Origin of the sequence: Streptomyces phaeoluteigriseus, assembly GCF_001896135.2 — a bacterium.
Lineage (GTDB): Bacteria > Actinomycetota > Actinomycetes > Streptomycetales > Streptomycetaceae > Streptomyces > Streptomyces phaeoluteigriseus.
On record NZ_MPOH02000015.1, the window covers coordinates 1,374,235 to 1,388,662 of the forward strand.

The 14,428-nt window shown below is 72.2% G+C and carries 11 protein-coding genes, 1 tRNA gene and 3 pseudogenes; 10 read left to right on the top strand and 5 right to left on the bottom strand.

What is annotated here, in order from left to right; all coding sequences use genetic code 11:
- Nucleotides 1–315 precede the first annotated feature (315 nt).
- The 5 genes and pseudogenes from BM536_RS24170 (at nucleotide 316) to BM536_RS24190 (ending at nucleotide 6,189) form a co-directional block, all read left to right on the top strand.
- Nucleotides 316–960, top strand: a complete 645-nt coding sequence (locus BM536_RS24170; RefSeq protein ID WP_073496046.1) for an HNH endonuclease family protein — start codon at nucleotides 316–318, stop codon at nucleotides 958–960.
- 77 nt (nucleotides 961–1,037) lie between these two features.
- The gene (locus BM536_RS24175; protein WP_073496047.1) at nucleotides 1,038–2,666 is read left to right on the top strand and encodes an alkaline phosphatase D family protein; all 1,629 of its coding nucleotides are present in this window, start codon (nucleotides 1,038–1,040) and stop codon (nucleotides 2,664–2,666) included.
- Nucleotides 2,667–2,835: 169 nt separating this feature from the next.
- Nucleotides 2,836–4,760, top strand: a pseudogene (locus BM536_RS24180) (FAD/NAD(P)-binding protein).
- Nucleotides 4,761–4,859: 99 nt separating this feature from the next.
- Nucleotides 4,860–5,314 (top strand): annotated as a pseudogene (locus BM536_RS24185) (DoxX family protein).
- Nucleotides 5,315–5,541: 227 nt separating this feature from the next.
- The gene (locus BM536_RS24190; RefSeq protein WP_170109946.1) at nucleotides 5,542–6,189 is read left to right on the top strand and encodes a DedA family protein; all 648 of its coding nucleotides are present in this window, start codon (nucleotides 5,542–5,544) and stop codon (nucleotides 6,187–6,189) included.
- A gap of 122 nt (nucleotides 6,190–6,311) precedes the next feature.
- Here BM536_RS24190 and BM536_RS24195 read toward each other — a convergent pair.
- Nucleotides 6,312–6,527, bottom strand: a pseudogene (locus tag BM536_RS24195) (DUF2277 domain-containing protein); the annotation flags it as partial.
- A gap of 125 nt (nucleotides 6,528–6,652) precedes the next feature.
- Here BM536_RS24195 and BM536_RS24200 point away from each other — a divergent pair.
- Nucleotides 6,653–7,552 (top strand): ketopantoate reductase family protein, encoded by a 900-nt coding sequence (locus BM536_RS24200; protein ID WP_073496051.1) that lies wholly within the window; start codon nucleotides 6,653–6,655, stop codon nucleotides 7,550–7,552.
- Here the strand turns inward: BM536_RS24200 and BM536_RS24205 are convergent.
- Nucleotides 7,546–8,079, bottom strand: a complete 534-nt coding sequence (locus BM536_RS24205) for a GNAT family N-acetyltransferase (RefSeq protein ID WP_073496052.1) — start codon at nucleotides 8,077–8,079, stop codon at nucleotides 7,546–7,548. The two genes, BM536_RS24200 and BM536_RS24205, sit on opposite strands and share 7 nt — an antisense overlap.
- A 113-nt stretch (nucleotides 8,080–8,192) precedes the next feature.
- On the opposite strand from BM536_RS24205, the gene BM536_RS24210 reads away from it, so the two are divergent.
- Nucleotides 8,193–8,552: a hypothetical protein gene (locus BM536_RS24210; protein WP_073496054.1), complete on the top strand. Its 360-nt coding sequence runs from the start codon at nucleotides 8,193–8,195 to the stop codon at nucleotides 8,550–8,552.
- Nucleotides 8,553–8,599: 47 nt separating this feature from the next.
- Here the strand turns inward: BM536_RS24210 and BM536_RS24215 are convergent.
- A tRNA-Val gene (locus tag BM536_RS24215) sits at nucleotides 8,600–8,674 on the bottom strand.
- A 210-nt stretch (nucleotides 8,675–8,884) separates the two neighbouring features.
- On the opposite strand from BM536_RS24215, the gene BM536_RS24220 reads away from it, so the two are divergent.
- The 3 genes from BM536_RS24220 to BM536_RS24230 all read left to right on the top strand — a co-directional run bounded on the left by BM536_RS24220 (nucleotide 8,885) and on the right by BM536_RS24230 (nucleotide 11,802).
- The gene (locus BM536_RS24220; RefSeq protein WP_073496055.1) at nucleotides 8,885–9,655 is read left to right on the top strand and encodes a DUF4097 family beta strand repeat-containing protein; all 771 of its coding nucleotides are present in this window, start codon (nucleotides 8,885–8,887) and stop codon (nucleotides 9,653–9,655) included.
- Nucleotides 9,656–9,729: 74 nt separating this feature from the next.
- Complete coding sequence (locus BM536_RS24225; RefSeq protein WP_073496057.1) at nucleotides 9,730–11,103, top strand: hypothetical protein; 1,374 nt, start codon at nucleotides 9,730–9,732, stop codon at nucleotides 11,101–11,103.
- 102 nt (nucleotides 11,104–11,205) lie between these two features.
- Entirely contained in the window at nucleotides 11,206–11,802 is a 597-nt protein-coding gene (locus tag BM536_RS24230; RefSeq protein ID WP_073496059.1) for a DUF4383 domain-containing protein, read from the top strand.
- A gap of 16 nt (nucleotides 11,803–11,818) precedes the next feature.
- Here BM536_RS24230 and BM536_RS24235 read toward each other — a convergent pair whose 3' ends face one another.
- Both BM536_RS24235 and BM536_RS24240 read right to left on the bottom strand, forming a co-directional pair.
- Nucleotides 11,819–12,994, bottom strand: coding sequence for an amidase domain-containing protein (locus BM536_RS24235; RefSeq protein ID WP_073496061.1), 1,176 nt, complete (start codon nucleotides 12,992–12,994; stop codon nucleotides 11,819–11,821).
- A 147-nt stretch (nucleotides 12,995–13,141) separates the two neighbouring features.
- Nucleotides 13,142–14,425, bottom strand: coding sequence for a polysaccharide deacetylase family protein (locus BM536_RS24240; protein ID WP_073496062.1), 1,284 nt, complete (start codon nucleotides 14,423–14,425; stop codon nucleotides 13,142–13,144).
- Nucleotides 14,426–14,428: the final 3 nt, after the last annotated feature.

The window sequence follows — 14,428 nt, forward strand, 5'->3', positions numbered from 1 at the left end:
TTGGCGCCAACCGCGCCAACGGCGGGAACGCGCCCTGGCGCCGACCGCCGGAGCGCCTTGGCGCCGACCACGGAAGCACCCTGGCACCAATCACAGGGAACGCCCCGCCGCCAACCGCGAGAGCACCCTGAACCCGCCCCGCCCCACCCCGTCCGGCCACCGGAGCGGTCGCCGGAACCGAAAGTCCCGTCACACCCCTTGTTGTGTCATGTGCACGTCACTAGCTTCTTACCGCGCGCACACCTCCCCGCAATGCGGCCCCGCGAGCATTCCCTCGCTCGCACCGCAACGCCCCCACCCCTCAAGGGAGTTCGCATGTCGAAGTTCTACGCGCGTCGACGGGTCAGCATACTCGCGGCGCTCACCGGACTGATAGCCTCCGCCGCCCTCTTCAACTCCCCGAGCGCCTCGGCGGCCCTCCCCACCCCGGTCAGCGCCACCACCGCCCGCACCTACCTCGCCTCGCTCACCGTGGCGACCGAGGACCGCACCGGCTACAACCGCGACCTGTTCCCGCACTGGATCACCCAGTCCGGCGCCTGCAACACCCGCGAGGTCGTCCTGAAGCGCGACGGCACGAACGTCGTCCAGGACTCCGCCTGCGCCGCCACCAGCGGCAGCTGGTACTCGGTCTACGAGGGCGCGACCTGGACCGCCGCCTCCGACGTCGACATCGACCACCTGGTGCCGCTCGCCGAGGCCTGGGACTCCGGCGCCGACAGCTGGACCACCGCCCGCCGCCAGTCCTTCGCCAACGACCTCACCCGCCCGCAGCTCATCGCGGTCACCGACAACGTCAACCAGGCCAAGGGCGACCAGGACCCCGCCACCTGGATGCCCTCGCGCACGGCCTACCGCTGCACGTACGTCCGCGCCTGGGTCCAGGTGAAGTACTACTACGGCCTCTCCGTGGACTCCGCCGAGAAGAGCGCCCTCACCAACCACCTCGCGAGCTGCTGATCCGGAATCGCTGGAAGGAATCTCCCCATCCCCCTCCGTCGTTCCGTACCGTACGGGACGACGGAGGAGGCGATCACGTGGCCGAACTGCGGCTGGGACCCTTGCTGAGATACGCCGACGGTTCGTCCGCGACGGTCTGGATCGAGGCGAGCCGTCCGTGCGCCGCCGAGGTGCGCTGCGCGGACGGCTCAGGCGGCACGACCCGCACCTTCCAGGTGGCGGGACACCACTACGCCCTGATCCCGGTCACCGGGCTCACGCCGGGCACGGCCACGCCGTACGAGGTGTTCCTCGACGGCACACGCATGTGGCCGCCCGACGACTCCCCCTTCCCGCCCTCGGCCATCCGCACCCCGGCCGACGACGACGGCGTACGGGTGGCCTTCGGGTCCTGTAGGTGGGCGTCGCCCCCGGCGGGCGAGCCGGACCCGGTGGGCCCCGACGCCCTGGACAGCCTGGCCGCGCGGATCGCCGCCGACCCGGAGGGCGAGCGGCCCGACGTCCTGCTGCTGATCGGCGACCAGGTGTACGCCGACGAGACCTCGGACTCGACCAGGCAGCGCATCGCGGGCCGCCGCGACCTCGACGAGCCCCCGGGCAGCGAGGTCGCCGACTACGAGGAGTACACCTGGCTGTACTACGAGTCCTGGCTCGACCCCGAGGTCCGCTGGCTGCTGTCCACCGTGCCCAGCTGCATGATCTTCGACGATCACGATGTCATCGACGACTGGAACACCTCCGCCGCCTGGGTGGCCGACATGCGGGCCACCGACTGGTGGCAGGAGCGGGTGCTGAGCGGCCTGATGTCGTACTGGGTGTACCAGCACCTGGGGAACGTCTCCCCCGCCGCCCTGGCCGCCGACCCGCTCTACGCGGCCGTCCGCGACACGCCCGACGGCACCGACCTCGTGCGCGAATTCGCCCGCCGGGCCGACGCCGAGCCGGCGAGCGTGCGCTGGAGCTACCGGCGCGACTTCGGGCGGGTCCGGCTGCTGATGGTGGACACCCGGGCCGCTCGGGTCCTCGCCGAGGACGAGCGCTCGATGCTCGACGCCGGGGAGGCACGCTGGGTGCGCGAACAGGCCCTGGACGCGCCGGGGTCGTACGACCATCTCCTCGTCGGCACCTCCCTGCCCTGGCTGTTGCCGCACCTGGTGCACGACGCCGAGGCGTGGAACGCGGCCCTGTGCCGGGGTGAACGCGGGCCGCGCTGGGCGCGGATCGGGGAGAAGGTGCGGCGGGCGGCGGACCTGGAGCACTGGGCGGCGTTCCCGGACTCCTTCGCCGCGCTGACCCGGCTGCTGGCCGAGGCGGGGACGGGGCCGCAGGCGCCGGCGAGCGTGCTCGTGCTCTCGGGGGACGTGCACCACGCGTACGTGGCCGAGGCGCGCTGGCCCGGCGACGCACCCGACGCGCGGGTGCTGCAACTCACCTGCTCCCCGGTCCACAACTCCATCCCGCTGTCGATACGCGTGGGTTTCCGCTTCGGGTGGAGCGCCCTCGCCCGCGCTCTGGGGCGCGGCTTCCGACGGCACGGGCGCTCGCCGCGACCGCCCGTGGGCTGGCGCAAGACGGGCGGCCCGTGGTTCGGCAACCAGCTCATGACGCTGAACCTGCGCGGGCGTTCGGCCCGGCTGCGACTGGAACAGGCCACCGCGGACGGCGGACTCACCCTTGTGGAGGAGTCGGAATTGACCTCTCGATAGGAGGATTTGGGGGACAGCCGGGCCGGTGGGGGTCGCGTTGGCTTCCGCGGGGCGCGAGGGCATGATGAGGCGGACCGTCCGCTTCCAGTGAGCCGTGTGAGCCGCACGGGTCCACTGCGTCCCGTGGGCGGTCCGCTCCATTGCGCCCACACGCCCGGGAGTCCCCCCTTTGTCCTCAGCGAACACGGAACCGGCGCCCCTCCGTCCGGCGTCGGCCGCCGGCACCGTCGCCGTCGCCCTCGTCGGTGCCGGACCGCGCGGCACCAGCGTCCTGGAACGCCTCTGCGCCTCCGCGCCCGAACTGCTGTCGCCCGGCGTACGGCTGACGGTCCATGTCGTCGACCCCGCTCCGCCGGGCCCCGGCCGGGTCTGGCGTACGGCGCAGTCGCCGGAGCTGCTGATGAACACGGTGGCCTCACAGGTGACCCTGTTCACCGACGACAGCGTGGACTGCGCCGGGCCCGTCCGGCCCGGCCCGAGCCTGTACGAGTGGGCGGGCGGCGAACTGGGCCCGGACGAGTATCCGACCCGCGCGCAGTACGGCCGTTACCTGGAGTGGGTGTTCGCGCGGACCGTGCGGGCGGCGCCGGACCCGGTGCGGGTGCACGCGCACGCGGCCCGCGCGGTCGGCTCGACGACGGGGCCGACGGCCGCCAGGTGCTCACCCTGGACGACGGCCGGGTGCTGACCGGCCTGTCCGCCGTGGTCCTCGCCCAGGGCCACCTCCCGGTGGTCGCCGACGCCGCCCACCGCCGTCACGCCGCCCACGCCGAACGGCACGGCCTGCGCCATGTCCCGCCCGCCAACCCGGCCGACGTCGACCTCTCGGCCGTCGGCCCCGGCGAGCCGGTGCTGCTGCGCGGCCTCGGCCTGAACTTCTTCGACCACATGGCCCTGCTGACGAGCGGCCGCGGCGGCCGCTTCCTCCCCGCAGCGGGCGGTCTGCGGTACATACCCTCCGGCCGCGAGCCACGCCTGTACGCCGGCTCGCGGCGCGGCGTGCCGTACCAGGCGCGCGGCGACAACGCCAAGGGCCCCTACGGCCGCCACACCCCGCTCGTCCTCACCCCCGAGGTGATCTCGGCCTTCCGCAAGCGCGCCGACTCCGGGGAGGCGCCCGACTTCCTCGCGGAGATCTGGCCGCTGGTGGCGAAGGAGGTGGAAACGGTCTACTACACGGCCCTCATACCCCTCGTACGGCGTCCGGAGTTCACCGGGCGCTTCCTCGCCGTGCCGCACCGGTCCGCCCAGGAGGCCGCCCTGCTCGACGAGTTCGGCGTGCCGGAGGCCGAGCGCTGGGACTGGGCCCGCATCTCCCGGCCGTATGCGGGACGGGAGTTCACGGGTCCGGGACAGTGGCGGGAGTGGCTGTCGGCGTATCTGCGCCGGGACGCCGCCGAGGCCGCGCTGGGCAACGTACGGGGTCCGTCGAAGGCCGCCCTGGACGTGCTGCGCGACCTGCGCAACGAGCTGCGGCTGGTCGTCGACCACGGCGGACTGGCGGGCGCCTCCCGCCGGGACCACCTCGACCGCTGGTACACCCCGCTCAACGCCTTCCTGTCCATCGGGCCGCCCCGCCGCCGCATCGAGGAACTGGCCGCGCTGGTCGAGGCGGGGGTGGTGACGGTGCTCGGCCCCCGGCTGGAGGTGCTGGAGGAGGACGGGGCCTGGCACGCGCGCTCCCCGGAGGTGCCCGGGTCCGACGTCCGTGTGAGCACCCTCATAGAAGCCCGGCTTCCGGAACCGGACCTGCGGCGCACCGGCGACGCGCTCCTCACCCACCTGCTGAGGACGGGGCAGTGCCGGCCGCACACGGTGGACGGTTACGAGACGGGAGGGCTGGACGTGACACAGCGGCCCTACCGCCTGATAGACCGTCGAGGTGCCTGCCACGAAAGGCGGTTCGCCTTCGGCGTGCCCACGGAGGGCGTGCACTGGGTGACGGCCGCGGGGGCCCGCCCAGGGGTGGATTCGGTCACGCTTTCGGACGCGGACGCGGTGGCCAGAGCCGTCCTACGTGCGACGGCGCCCGAAACGGAACCCCGAACGGAATCCCGGCCATGGCCAAATGTTGAACTTGCAAGCATTGATTAGGTGCGCCTAGCGTAGGTCGCTCATTCGGTACCGCCGCCCCCACGCGGCCTGCTCACCCCAGGGCATGCCGTACGACCGACACCGAAGGAGTCCCCCCACATGTCCGCTCGTCTCGACAGCGCACAGCCCTACGCGATCGGCCTGTTCCGCATCGTCGTCGGACTGCTCTTCGCCTGCCACGGCGCCGCCTCGCTCTTCGGCGTCCTCGGCGGAGCGGCCGGCAGCGACGGCGGCACCATCGACGCCGGCACCTGGCCCGGCTGGTACGCGCCGTGATCCAGCTCGTCTGCGGCAGCCTGACGCTGCTCGGCCTCGGGACCCGCGCCGCCGCCTTCCTCGCCTCGGGCTCCATGGCCTACGCGTACTTCGACGTCCACCAGCCGACGGCCCTGTGGCCGATCCAGAACGGCGGCGAGGCCTCCGCGATGTTCGCCTGGGCCTTCCTGCTGCTGGTCTTCACCGGCTCCGGCGCGCTCGGCGCGGACCGGCTGCTCGCCCGGCGCACGACGGCGGAGCGGAAGCCGGCCGCCGAGCAGTCCCCCGTCGCGGCCTGACCTTCACGCGACCCCCGGCGCCCTTCCCGCAGCCGCGGGGAGGGCGCCTCTCGCCCGCACGGGCCGTCCCCGTGTGAACACGCGGTGTTGAACACACGAGCCCCCCGTGAACCTCCTGTCACACCCCGGGCGTACGCTGTATGGCTGTCATTGGCCGCACCTGCCGCTCCCCCGCGACACAGCGGCACGGTTCGGTCGCACGGGGGAGACGACGGGGAGATTTCGCGGTGTTCGAAAGTGTGGGGGCGTTGATCGGCGCCCCATGGATCTACGCGTTGGTGGCCCTGTCGGTCCTCCTGGACGTGTTCCTTCCGGTGCTCCCCAGCGGCGTCCTCGTCATCACGGCGGCGACGGCAGCGGCGGCGGGATCGGGGGCGGCGACCGGACGGCTGCCGCACGAGGTGCCCGACATCCTCGCCCTCATCCTCTCCGCGGCGACCGCCTCCGTCCTCGGCGACCTGGCGGCCTACCGGCTCGCCCGGCGCGGCGGGGCGCGGCTGGACCGCGCGATCTCCCGTTCGCGGCGGCTGACCAGCGCGCAGGAACGTCTCGGCGGGGCCCTCGCGGAGGGTGGCGGCGCGCTCGTCGTCCTGGCCCGTTTCGCGCCCGCCGGCCGGTCGGTCGTCTCTCTCATCGCGGGCGCCGCGCACCGGCGTGTCCGCGACTTCCTGCCCTGGTCGGCCCTCGCCGGCCTCTCCTGGGCGGCATACAGCGTCGCCCTCGGCTACTTCGGTGCGACGTGGCTCGGCGCGACGTGGCTGGCGACGGGGGTGTCCTTCCTGGCCCTCTTCGCCGCAGGCGCCGGAGCGGCGTACTTCGTGCGCAGACCCTCCGGGGGCTCCGCGGCCACCATCACCGGCCACCGGTCCGCGTGACCCCCTGGGGGCTCCGCCCCCGGACCCCCGATCGGCCCTGAACGGGCCTCGTCCGCAAACGCCGGACGGGCTGAACTGCCGCCACCCGAATCCCACCGTCCACCCCCCGCCCGGCGCAGCCACCGCGCGGCCCCCCGTACCTCCAGCTCGGCCAACAGATCCGCCGTGGCCCGCGCCACCGCGTCCACCGCTCGCTCGAACACCTCCCGGTTGTGCGCGGCAGGCGTCCGGAACCCGGAGACCTTCCGCACGTACTGGAGGGCGGCAGCCCGAATCTCGTCCTCGGTGGCCTCCTCGGCCAGCGCAGGGGGACGAAGCGTCTTGATACTCCGGCACATGTCCCCAGTCTCACCCCATGGACCCCGATCCGTCGCCCCTTTCCTCGTCCCCCACCCCCCTGCCATGATCACCTCCGAGGCGGCCACCACGACCGGGGCCGACCGACGAGAGGAACAGCGACACCATGGCGAACAAACTCACTCTGGCGATCCTCGGCCCGGGCGGCATCGGCGGTCTTCTCGCCGGCCTCCTGTCCCGCGCGGGCCACCACGTGATCTGTCTGTCCGGCGAGGACACGGCCGGCCACCTGCGCACCCACGGCCTGCGCGTCCGCAGCGCGCGGTTCGGCGACTTCACCGCCTCCGTGGCGGCCGACACCGAACTCCGCGTCCCCGTTGACGCCGTCCTGGTCACCGTCAAGCACACCGCCCTGGACGCGGCCCTGACCCGCGTCCCGTCCGCCGCTCTCGGTGACGCCCTCCTCGTGCCCTTCCTCAACGGCGTCGAGCACCCGGCGGCCCTGCGCGCCCGGTACGGCCCGGAGGCCGTGGCCCCGGCCGTCATCCGCGTGGAGTCGACACGGGTCGCGCCGGGCGTGATCGAGCACGCGAGCCCGTTCGCGGAGGTCGACCTCACCGGCGACCAGGTCTCCCGCCCCCGCCTCGACGCCCTCGCGCGGGCGCTGACGGAGGCCGGCCCGACCACCCGCGTCCTGCCGGACGAGACGGCCGCGCTGTGGGCGAAGATGGCCTTCCTCGCCCCCTTCGCCCTCCTCACGACCCGGCACGCGCTGCCCCTGGGCGAGATCAGGACCCGCCACCGGGAGGACCTGACCGCCCTGGTCGCGGAGACGGCCGCGGTGAGCCGTGCCTGCGGCGCCCCCGCCGACCCGGCGGCGGCACTCGCCCGCTACGACGCCTTCCCGCCGGCCACCAGGTCGTCGATGCAGCGCGACGCCGAGGCCGGCCGCCCGCTGGAACTGGACGCGATCGGCGGGGCCTTGCTCCGCGCGGCCGACCTGCACGGGGTGCCGGTACCGGTGGCGGCCCGCCTGGTAGGGGAGTTGCGGGAAGCGGGCTACTGACGCAGGTCGACGCACCAGTCGTTCGCCGCGATCCAGTGTCCCTTCGGGTACTCGAAGTCGAACCGGCCGAGCAGGGTGAACCCCGCTCCGCGGCACACCCCGTTGGACGCGGGGTGATCCACGCTCGGGAAGGCGTGCAGGGTCCGGTGGCCGCCGGTCTCCCGCACGGCCTTCCGGACGGCCTCGGTGACCGCGCGGGCCGCCCGCACGGCCAGCCCTCTGCCCTGGAACTCGGGCAGCACCGCCCACCCCGTCTCCCAGACCGGCTCGCCCTGCCAGTGCCGCTCCCAGTAGCCGATCGACCCGACGGTCTCCCCGCCCTCGGCCAGCACGACCCGGTACATCCGTCCCGAGTCCGGTTCCAGGTACCGCCGGTGCCGGTCGGCGAGCTTCTCCGGCGTCTCCGGCCCGCCCAGGTGGTCGGTCATCTCGGGGCTGTTGTTCCGCTCCAGCAGCCAGAGGTCGCCCTCGCCCCAGGGCACCAGCCGCACCTGCTCCCCGCCGCGCTCCGCACCAGTGACGTCCATGCGACCACCGTAGGACAGAGGTCTGACACCGCCCCTCCCCCTCCTTTCATTCGAACGAATGAACCACCCTCAGAAACTCGCTACTCAAAATCGAACAGGCGTACCATTGCCGCGTGGCTACGACCTATGACTTTCCCAGCGACCTGCGCGCCGGTCAGGAGGAGCTGCATCAGGTCCGGGCCGAGCTGTCGGCCCTGCTGAAGCGGCTGCCCTGGTCGGTCGAGCCGCTGGACGGCTTCAGTGACGACAGCGGCTGGCGCAAGGTGGAGCGCCCCGCCTCCCCCGGCTGGACGGCCGACGAGCAGGCCGAGGTGGAGAAGCTCCGCCGCCGCGAGCACGAACTGGCCGTGTTCGTGTCCGGTCACCGCTTCTGGGCGGAGACAGCCGCCACCGACCGCGTGGAGGCCCGTATGCGCCTCAAGCACGCCCACGAGGCGCCACCACCCGGCGAGGACGCCCAGCACCGCCCCTGAACACGCGAGAGGGTCCCCGGGAAATCCCGGGGACCCTCTCCTGCTCCTGGTGGGCGCGGACGGTTTCGAACCGCCGACATCCTGCTTGTAAGGCAGGCGCTCTACCCCTGAGCTACGCACCCAGGACGAGTCGACAGCCTACATTGCCCGAGGCCGTGCCCGGCAAACCGGATCCGTGGACCGGTGCGGCGCCCGGAGGGCCGGGGGTTAACCCCACCGCGGATCCGGGAGTGCGCCGGATCGTCCGGCCCCCCGTGCCTCCCTACCGTCGTGGGTGTCGAGAACAGAGACGTCCACGCGGGCCACGGGGTCCGTCCCAGGGGGAGATCATCATGGCCCGTTTCACCGTCCAGGTCCGTACGGTGCTCGCCGCGGGGGCCGTCGTCGCGCTCGCCGCCACCGGGACCGCCTGTTCCTCCGCCGGGGACGACGAGCATCCCGACCACCGGTCGTTCGCCCTGGAGGGCGCGACCCTCACCGTGGACTCCGACGACTCGGCGCTGGAGATCGTCGCGTCGGACGAGTACCGCGCGGGCGCGGTGCGGGTCACCCGCTGGTTCGACGGCTCGGTCCTGGTGGGCGACGGACCGGAGGTCACCTGGTCGATGAAGGACGACCGGCTGGTGCTGCGGACGCACTGCTCGGGCGTGGTCGCCGACTGCTCGGCCAAGCACCGCATCGAGGTGCCGCGCGGGGTCGCCGTCAAGGTCGAGGAGGACGACGGCAGCGTCCGCGCGCGGGGCTTCCAGGACGCCCTGAGCATCCGCACGGCCGACGGCTCGGTCCGGGTCACCGACTCCAGCGGGCCGCTGGACCTGCGCTCCGACGACGGTTCGGTACGGGCGCAGGTCTCCTCGCGCCAGGTCAGCGCGCACACGCGCGACGGCTCGATCCGCCTGGACCTGGAGGCCGTACCGGACCGGGTGGAGTCGGCCAGCGACGACGGGTCCGTGACGATCGAGCTGCCGCGGGCCACCTACAAGGTGACGACCCGCACCGGGGACGGCTCGGTCGACGTCTCCGTGCCCCGCGACGACTCCAGCGAGCACGTCGTGTCCGCGCGCAGCGGCGACGGCAAAGTCACCGTGCGGAACGCGAACTAACGTGCCCGTGTGTTCGTCATTAACCGGTGGGAGAATGACTCCGGGCAGGGCGAACCACAGCACGGGAGAGGGATGTGACGGCGACACCAGCGCGGCCGTACTCGCCGTCGGCACCGCGCGCGCGTCCGCGGGCGCTCGGGGACGTCCTCGCACTCGCCGTCCTTCCCCTCGTCGCCGTCGCCGTGCTGCCCGCCGCGTTCGCCGGCGGTGGCACCCGCCGCTGGTTCGGCGGGCGGGCGGAGAGCCAGCGGGCGGAGGCGCAGGCCGCGAAGGACGCCGCCGCGGCCGCCTTCTACGAACTGGACACCGCCCAGCGGGATCTGCGGATCTCCATCGAGACGATCACCGCGGTCGACGACTCGCCCGCCGCCCGGCGCGCGGTCGCCGCCTTCGAGGCCGTCGGCCGGCGCATCGACGAGGCGAGCCACCAGTACATCCAGGCCGTCGACGCCCATGACCTGGACCGGGACGACCTGGAGGCCTCCGCCGCCACGCAGGCGCGCGGCGAGCTGACCCGGGCGAAGGACGAACTGGACCGCGTCAAGGGCGAGCTGGACCGGTTCACGGACGGCCTCGGGCCGCTCCTCGGCAAGGCGGAGACGCAACTGGCCCGGCTGGCACCGGCCGTGGAGCGGGCCCGCCAGAGCCTGCTGGCCGCGTCGAACGCGCTGGACGCGGTCCGGGAGACGGGCCTGCGGGCGGACGACCTCGCCGCCCGGCTGGCCGCGCTGGCGCCGGAGCTGACCAAACTCAACCAGGGCGCGGGGCAGCACGGCGTGCCGGGGACCCTGGAGCGGGCCGAGCGGGTCTCCCGCGAGGCACAGGCGGTCCGGGTCGAGGCCGATCGACTGCCGGAGAGGGCCGCCGAGATCGACCACCGGCTGGTGTCCCTGCGCACCCGCGCGCAGGCGCTGACGACCCGGTCGGGGCAGGTCGAGCCGATCCTGAGCGAGCTGCGCCGACGTTTCACGGCGGCCTGCTGGCAGGACCTCCAGCACGTCCCCGACGACTCCGTGGAGCACGTACGGCAGGCCGAGGCGAAGCTCGCCGAGGCGCAGAGCGCGCGGGACGCCCAGCGCTGGCCGGACGCGACGGCGCTGCTGTCGACGGCGCGGGCCCTGCTGAACTCCACCGACGAGGCGGTCTCGGCCGCCGGTGACCGGCTGACCAGGCTGAACGCCGTGCAGAAGGACCCGCGGCAGGAGATCGAGCGGACCCGTTTCGCGATCCGGGACGCGCAGCGGCTGGCGATGGCCGGGCGCCACACCCCCGACCCGCGGGACGCGCGGCCGCTGGACGAGGCCGTGGCCCGGCTGGAGCGGGCGATCGCCACGCTGGAGGGCCGCCACCCGGACTACTGGCACTTCCTGACCGAGACGGAGGCCGTCCGGCACACGGTGTCCGACGTGGTCAACCGTATCCGCGAGGACCGCGGCGCCGGACACTGAGCACACCGCGCACCGGAGTCTGCCGTTGCCCCCTGCGGGCACCGGGCGGATATTGGAGGTGCGTACGACTCGGCTCACCCAGCGCTTCCAAGGGAGGCGGAGATGGCCACCCACCTCATGCACTCGGGAACTCGGCGGCGGATCAGGCTGGACGACCACCTGCCCGTCGATCACCGGCTGAACAGGGTCTACCGGATCGGCGCCGGCCTCATGGGCCTCGGGCTGCTGGTCTTCGGGATCTTCGGCGTCATCGACCGGATCGGCTTCTTCGACACCGGCGGGGACACCGTCTGGAGCCTCAACACCAACGGCGCGCTCAGCTGGCTGTCGATCGCCGTCGGCCTGCTGCTGCTCGTCGGCATGGTGATCGGCGGGAACTTCGCGTCCACGCTGAACATGACCCTCGGGGTGCTGTTCGTGGCCAGCGGCTTCCTGAACATGGGGCTGCTGGAGACGGAGTACAACTTCCTCGCGTTCGAGATCCAGAACTGCATGCTCAGCTTCGTGATCGGGATCCTGCTGCTGGTCTTCGGGATGTACGGCAGGGTCGGATCGGCCCTGCCGCACGACAACCCCTACTGGCGGGCCCGTCACCCCGGACTGGCGGAGGAACGGGACCGCCACCGTGAGCGGCGGGAGCAGTTCCCGGCGGAGCGCCGCGAGCTGTCCCGGCCCGATCAGGGCCCGTCGGGGCCCTGATCGGGGGCCGTACCGGTCAGGTGCGGTAGGCGTAGTACGCGGCGGTCGGGTACGACGCGATGATGCTCGCCACCGACCTGCTGTAGGTGTTGGTGGAGTGGTACGTCAGGTACGGGACGCCCCGGCTGCGGGACGTGACGATCATGGTGTGGTCCTTGGAGCCGTCCTTGTCGAAGTCGACCTGGAGGACGTCGCCGACGTCCATCTGGTAGACGTTGGCGAGGCTGGTCGTCCGCTTGGAGTTCTGGGCGAACCAGGACCACTCGTTGACGCCGACGAACGAGTGCGACTGGATGTCGGCGTTGCCGAACCACCTGGTGTAGTCGTACACGTAGCCGGGGACGTGCTTCCAGCCGCCCGCCTTCAGGGCCTGGCTGACGAAGTTGGTGCAGTCGCCGCCCGCGCCCTGTCCGTTGAAGTCCGGGTAGGCGGAGTTGTAGTTCGACCAGTACTGCTTGGCGTACGTGGCCATCGCCTTGTAGTCCAGGCCGGCGGCGGTGAAGTTCTTCGCGTTCGCCGGGCCGGGGTACGAGGTCGACGCCTTGGGAGCCGACGGCGTGGTGCTGGTGGTGGTCGCCACCATGGGCGCGACGGACGGCCTGGCCGTCTGGTTCACCGCGAGGCCCTCGTCGGTGTCGCGGATGCCGGTCAGCTGCCAGTTGCCGTGGCGGTCGGCGGTGAACGTCAGCTCGTGGTGGGCCTGGAACCCGGTGGACTTCGGCTCGTCGCCGCGGACCTTCTCGTAGGTGAGGGTCGTGGTCTCGGTGACCGCGACCTTGGCCTTGCGGCCCTGCACGTTCGTGGCGTCCAGCGTGACGGCGGTGCTGCCCTTGCTGTACTTCTCGCCGAGCTGGGCCAGCCGCTCCTTGCGCCGGTCCAGCGAGGACAGGGTGGCGTCCTCGGTGCGGTTCTGCTTCGACGACAGCTTGACGTCACCGGAGAAGCCGTCGGTCAGCGGCTTCCCACGGTCGTCCTGCCGACCGTCGACCAGGGCTTCGGTGCGGTCGGTGAACACCGCGTCGGCGAGGCGCTGGAAGGTGGCCTTGGTTTTCGCGTCCACCTTGGGGTCGTCGACGACCGCCGCGCCGGCGCTCCAGTTGGGCAGCAGAGCCACGCCTGCCACGACGGAGGTGGCGGCCGCCCCGAGTATCGCGGCACGGCGCCGCGTACGGCTCAATTTCCTTGACTTCACGGTTGTTTCCCCTCTTGCCCCGGCGGCTGGATGCCGGGGTAGCGCATCTTTGCATGCCATGTGTGGCCCGTGTGAAGAGGGGGGCGGCCGGGCGGGCCAGGGAGTTATAGGACCGTCACTGCACAACCGCGTCGCGTGTCAACCCGGTTACTGGACGACGGTCGCCCAGTCCGGCGACTGGGCCGGGTCGAGGGTGCGCAGCCGTTCCAGCGTGGCGGGCTTCTGCACGTCCATCCAGTCGGCCAGCTCCTTGAAGGACACGCACTTGACGTCCTTCTTGACGCACACGGTTTTGATGACCTCGTCGACGGCCTTCATGTAGATGCCGCCGTTCCACTCCTCGAAGTGGTTGCCGATGAACAGCGGGGCCCGGCTGCCGTAGTACACGCGGTCGAAGCCGGCCATGTAGGTGTCGAGGGTCTCCTGCTGCCACTGCGGGTACTTGGCCGGGTCGCCCTCGGTCTCGCCGTCGGACTGGTTGTAGAGGAAGTTGAAGTCCATGGAGAGGCCCTGGTACTTGCCACCCTCGTACGGGAGCATCTGGAGCGGGAAGTCCCAGATGCCGTCCTTCTTCGTGGGCCAGATCTGGAAGTCGCCGGCCGAGCTGGCGTCGTAGCGCCAGCCGTAGCTCTTGGCGGCCTTCAGCAGGTTGGCCTGTCCCTCCAGGCAGGGCGCGCGACCGCCGACGACCGCCTTCCTGATGTCGAAGGGCAGCGGGTCCATGTCGGTGTAGCCGGTGTTCGTCTTCCACTTCTCGGCGAACCCGAAGAACTGGTCGATCTCGCTCTTCCACTCCTCGACGCTCCAGTCGCCGCCACCCTTGGCGCCGCAGAAATGGCCGTTGAAGTGGGTGCCGATCTCGTTGCCCTCCTCCCAGGCCTTGCCGAGGTCCTCCAGCGTGGTGCGGACGTGCTCGTCGGTGGGGAAGCTGATCGCCGCCGAGCCCTTGGCGTGCTGCGGCGGCTCGTAGAGGTCGGCCTTGCTCTTGGGCAGCAGGTAGATGCCGGTGAGGAAGAAGGTCATGTGTGCGTCGTACTGCTTGGCCATCTCCCGGTAGTGGGTGAACAGGCCGTCGTCGCCGGCCAGGGCGCCGTCCCAGGAGAAGACGACGAACTGGGGCGGCTTCTCACCCGGCTTGAGCGGCACGGCCTTCAGGCCGCCCTTCTGCGGGCCGGTGTACGAGGTGGAGCCGTCCCCCAGGACCTTGGTCCTGCCGTCCCACTCCGGCTCCTCGTCGGCCGTCGCCGTCGCCTGCTTGCCCTTGCCCGCGGACGCGGTCGGTGCGGTGTTGTCCGTGCGGCTCAGCACGAGATAGCCCACCAGCAGGGAGGTGACGACGAGGAAGGCCGCCACGGTCAGGAAACCCGGATGGGCGGCGGCGGGACGGTTCGTTGCCCGGGCCTTGCGGCGGCGGCCCGACGGTGGCGTCATGAT

Excerpts from the sequence above, each read along its gene's own strand:
- BM536_RS24170 (WP_073496046.1), top strand. The coding sequence starts at position 316 with ATGTCGAAGTTCTACGCGCGTCGACGGGTCAGCATACTCGCGGCGCTC.
- BM536_RS24200 (WP_073496051.1), top strand. The coding sequence starts at position 6,653 with ATGGCGAACAAACTCACTCTGGCGATCCTCGGCCCGGGCGGCATCGGC.
- BM536_RS24205 (WP_073496052.1), bottom strand. The coding sequence starts at position 8,079 with ATGGACGTCACTGGTGCGGAGCGCGGCGGGGAGCAGGTGCGGCTGGTG.
- BM536_RS24220 (WP_073496055.1), top strand. The coding sequence starts at position 8,885 with ATGGCCCGTTTCACCGTCCAGGTCCGTACGGTGCTCGCCGCGGGGGCC.
- BM536_RS24230 (WP_073496059.1), top strand. The coding sequence starts at position 11,206 with ATGGCCACCCACCTCATGCACTCGGGAACTCGGCGGCGGATCAGGCTG.
- BM536_RS24240 (WP_073496062.1), bottom strand. The coding sequence starts at position 14,425 with ATGACGCCACCGTCGGGCCGCCGCCGCAAGGCCCGGGCAACGAACCGT.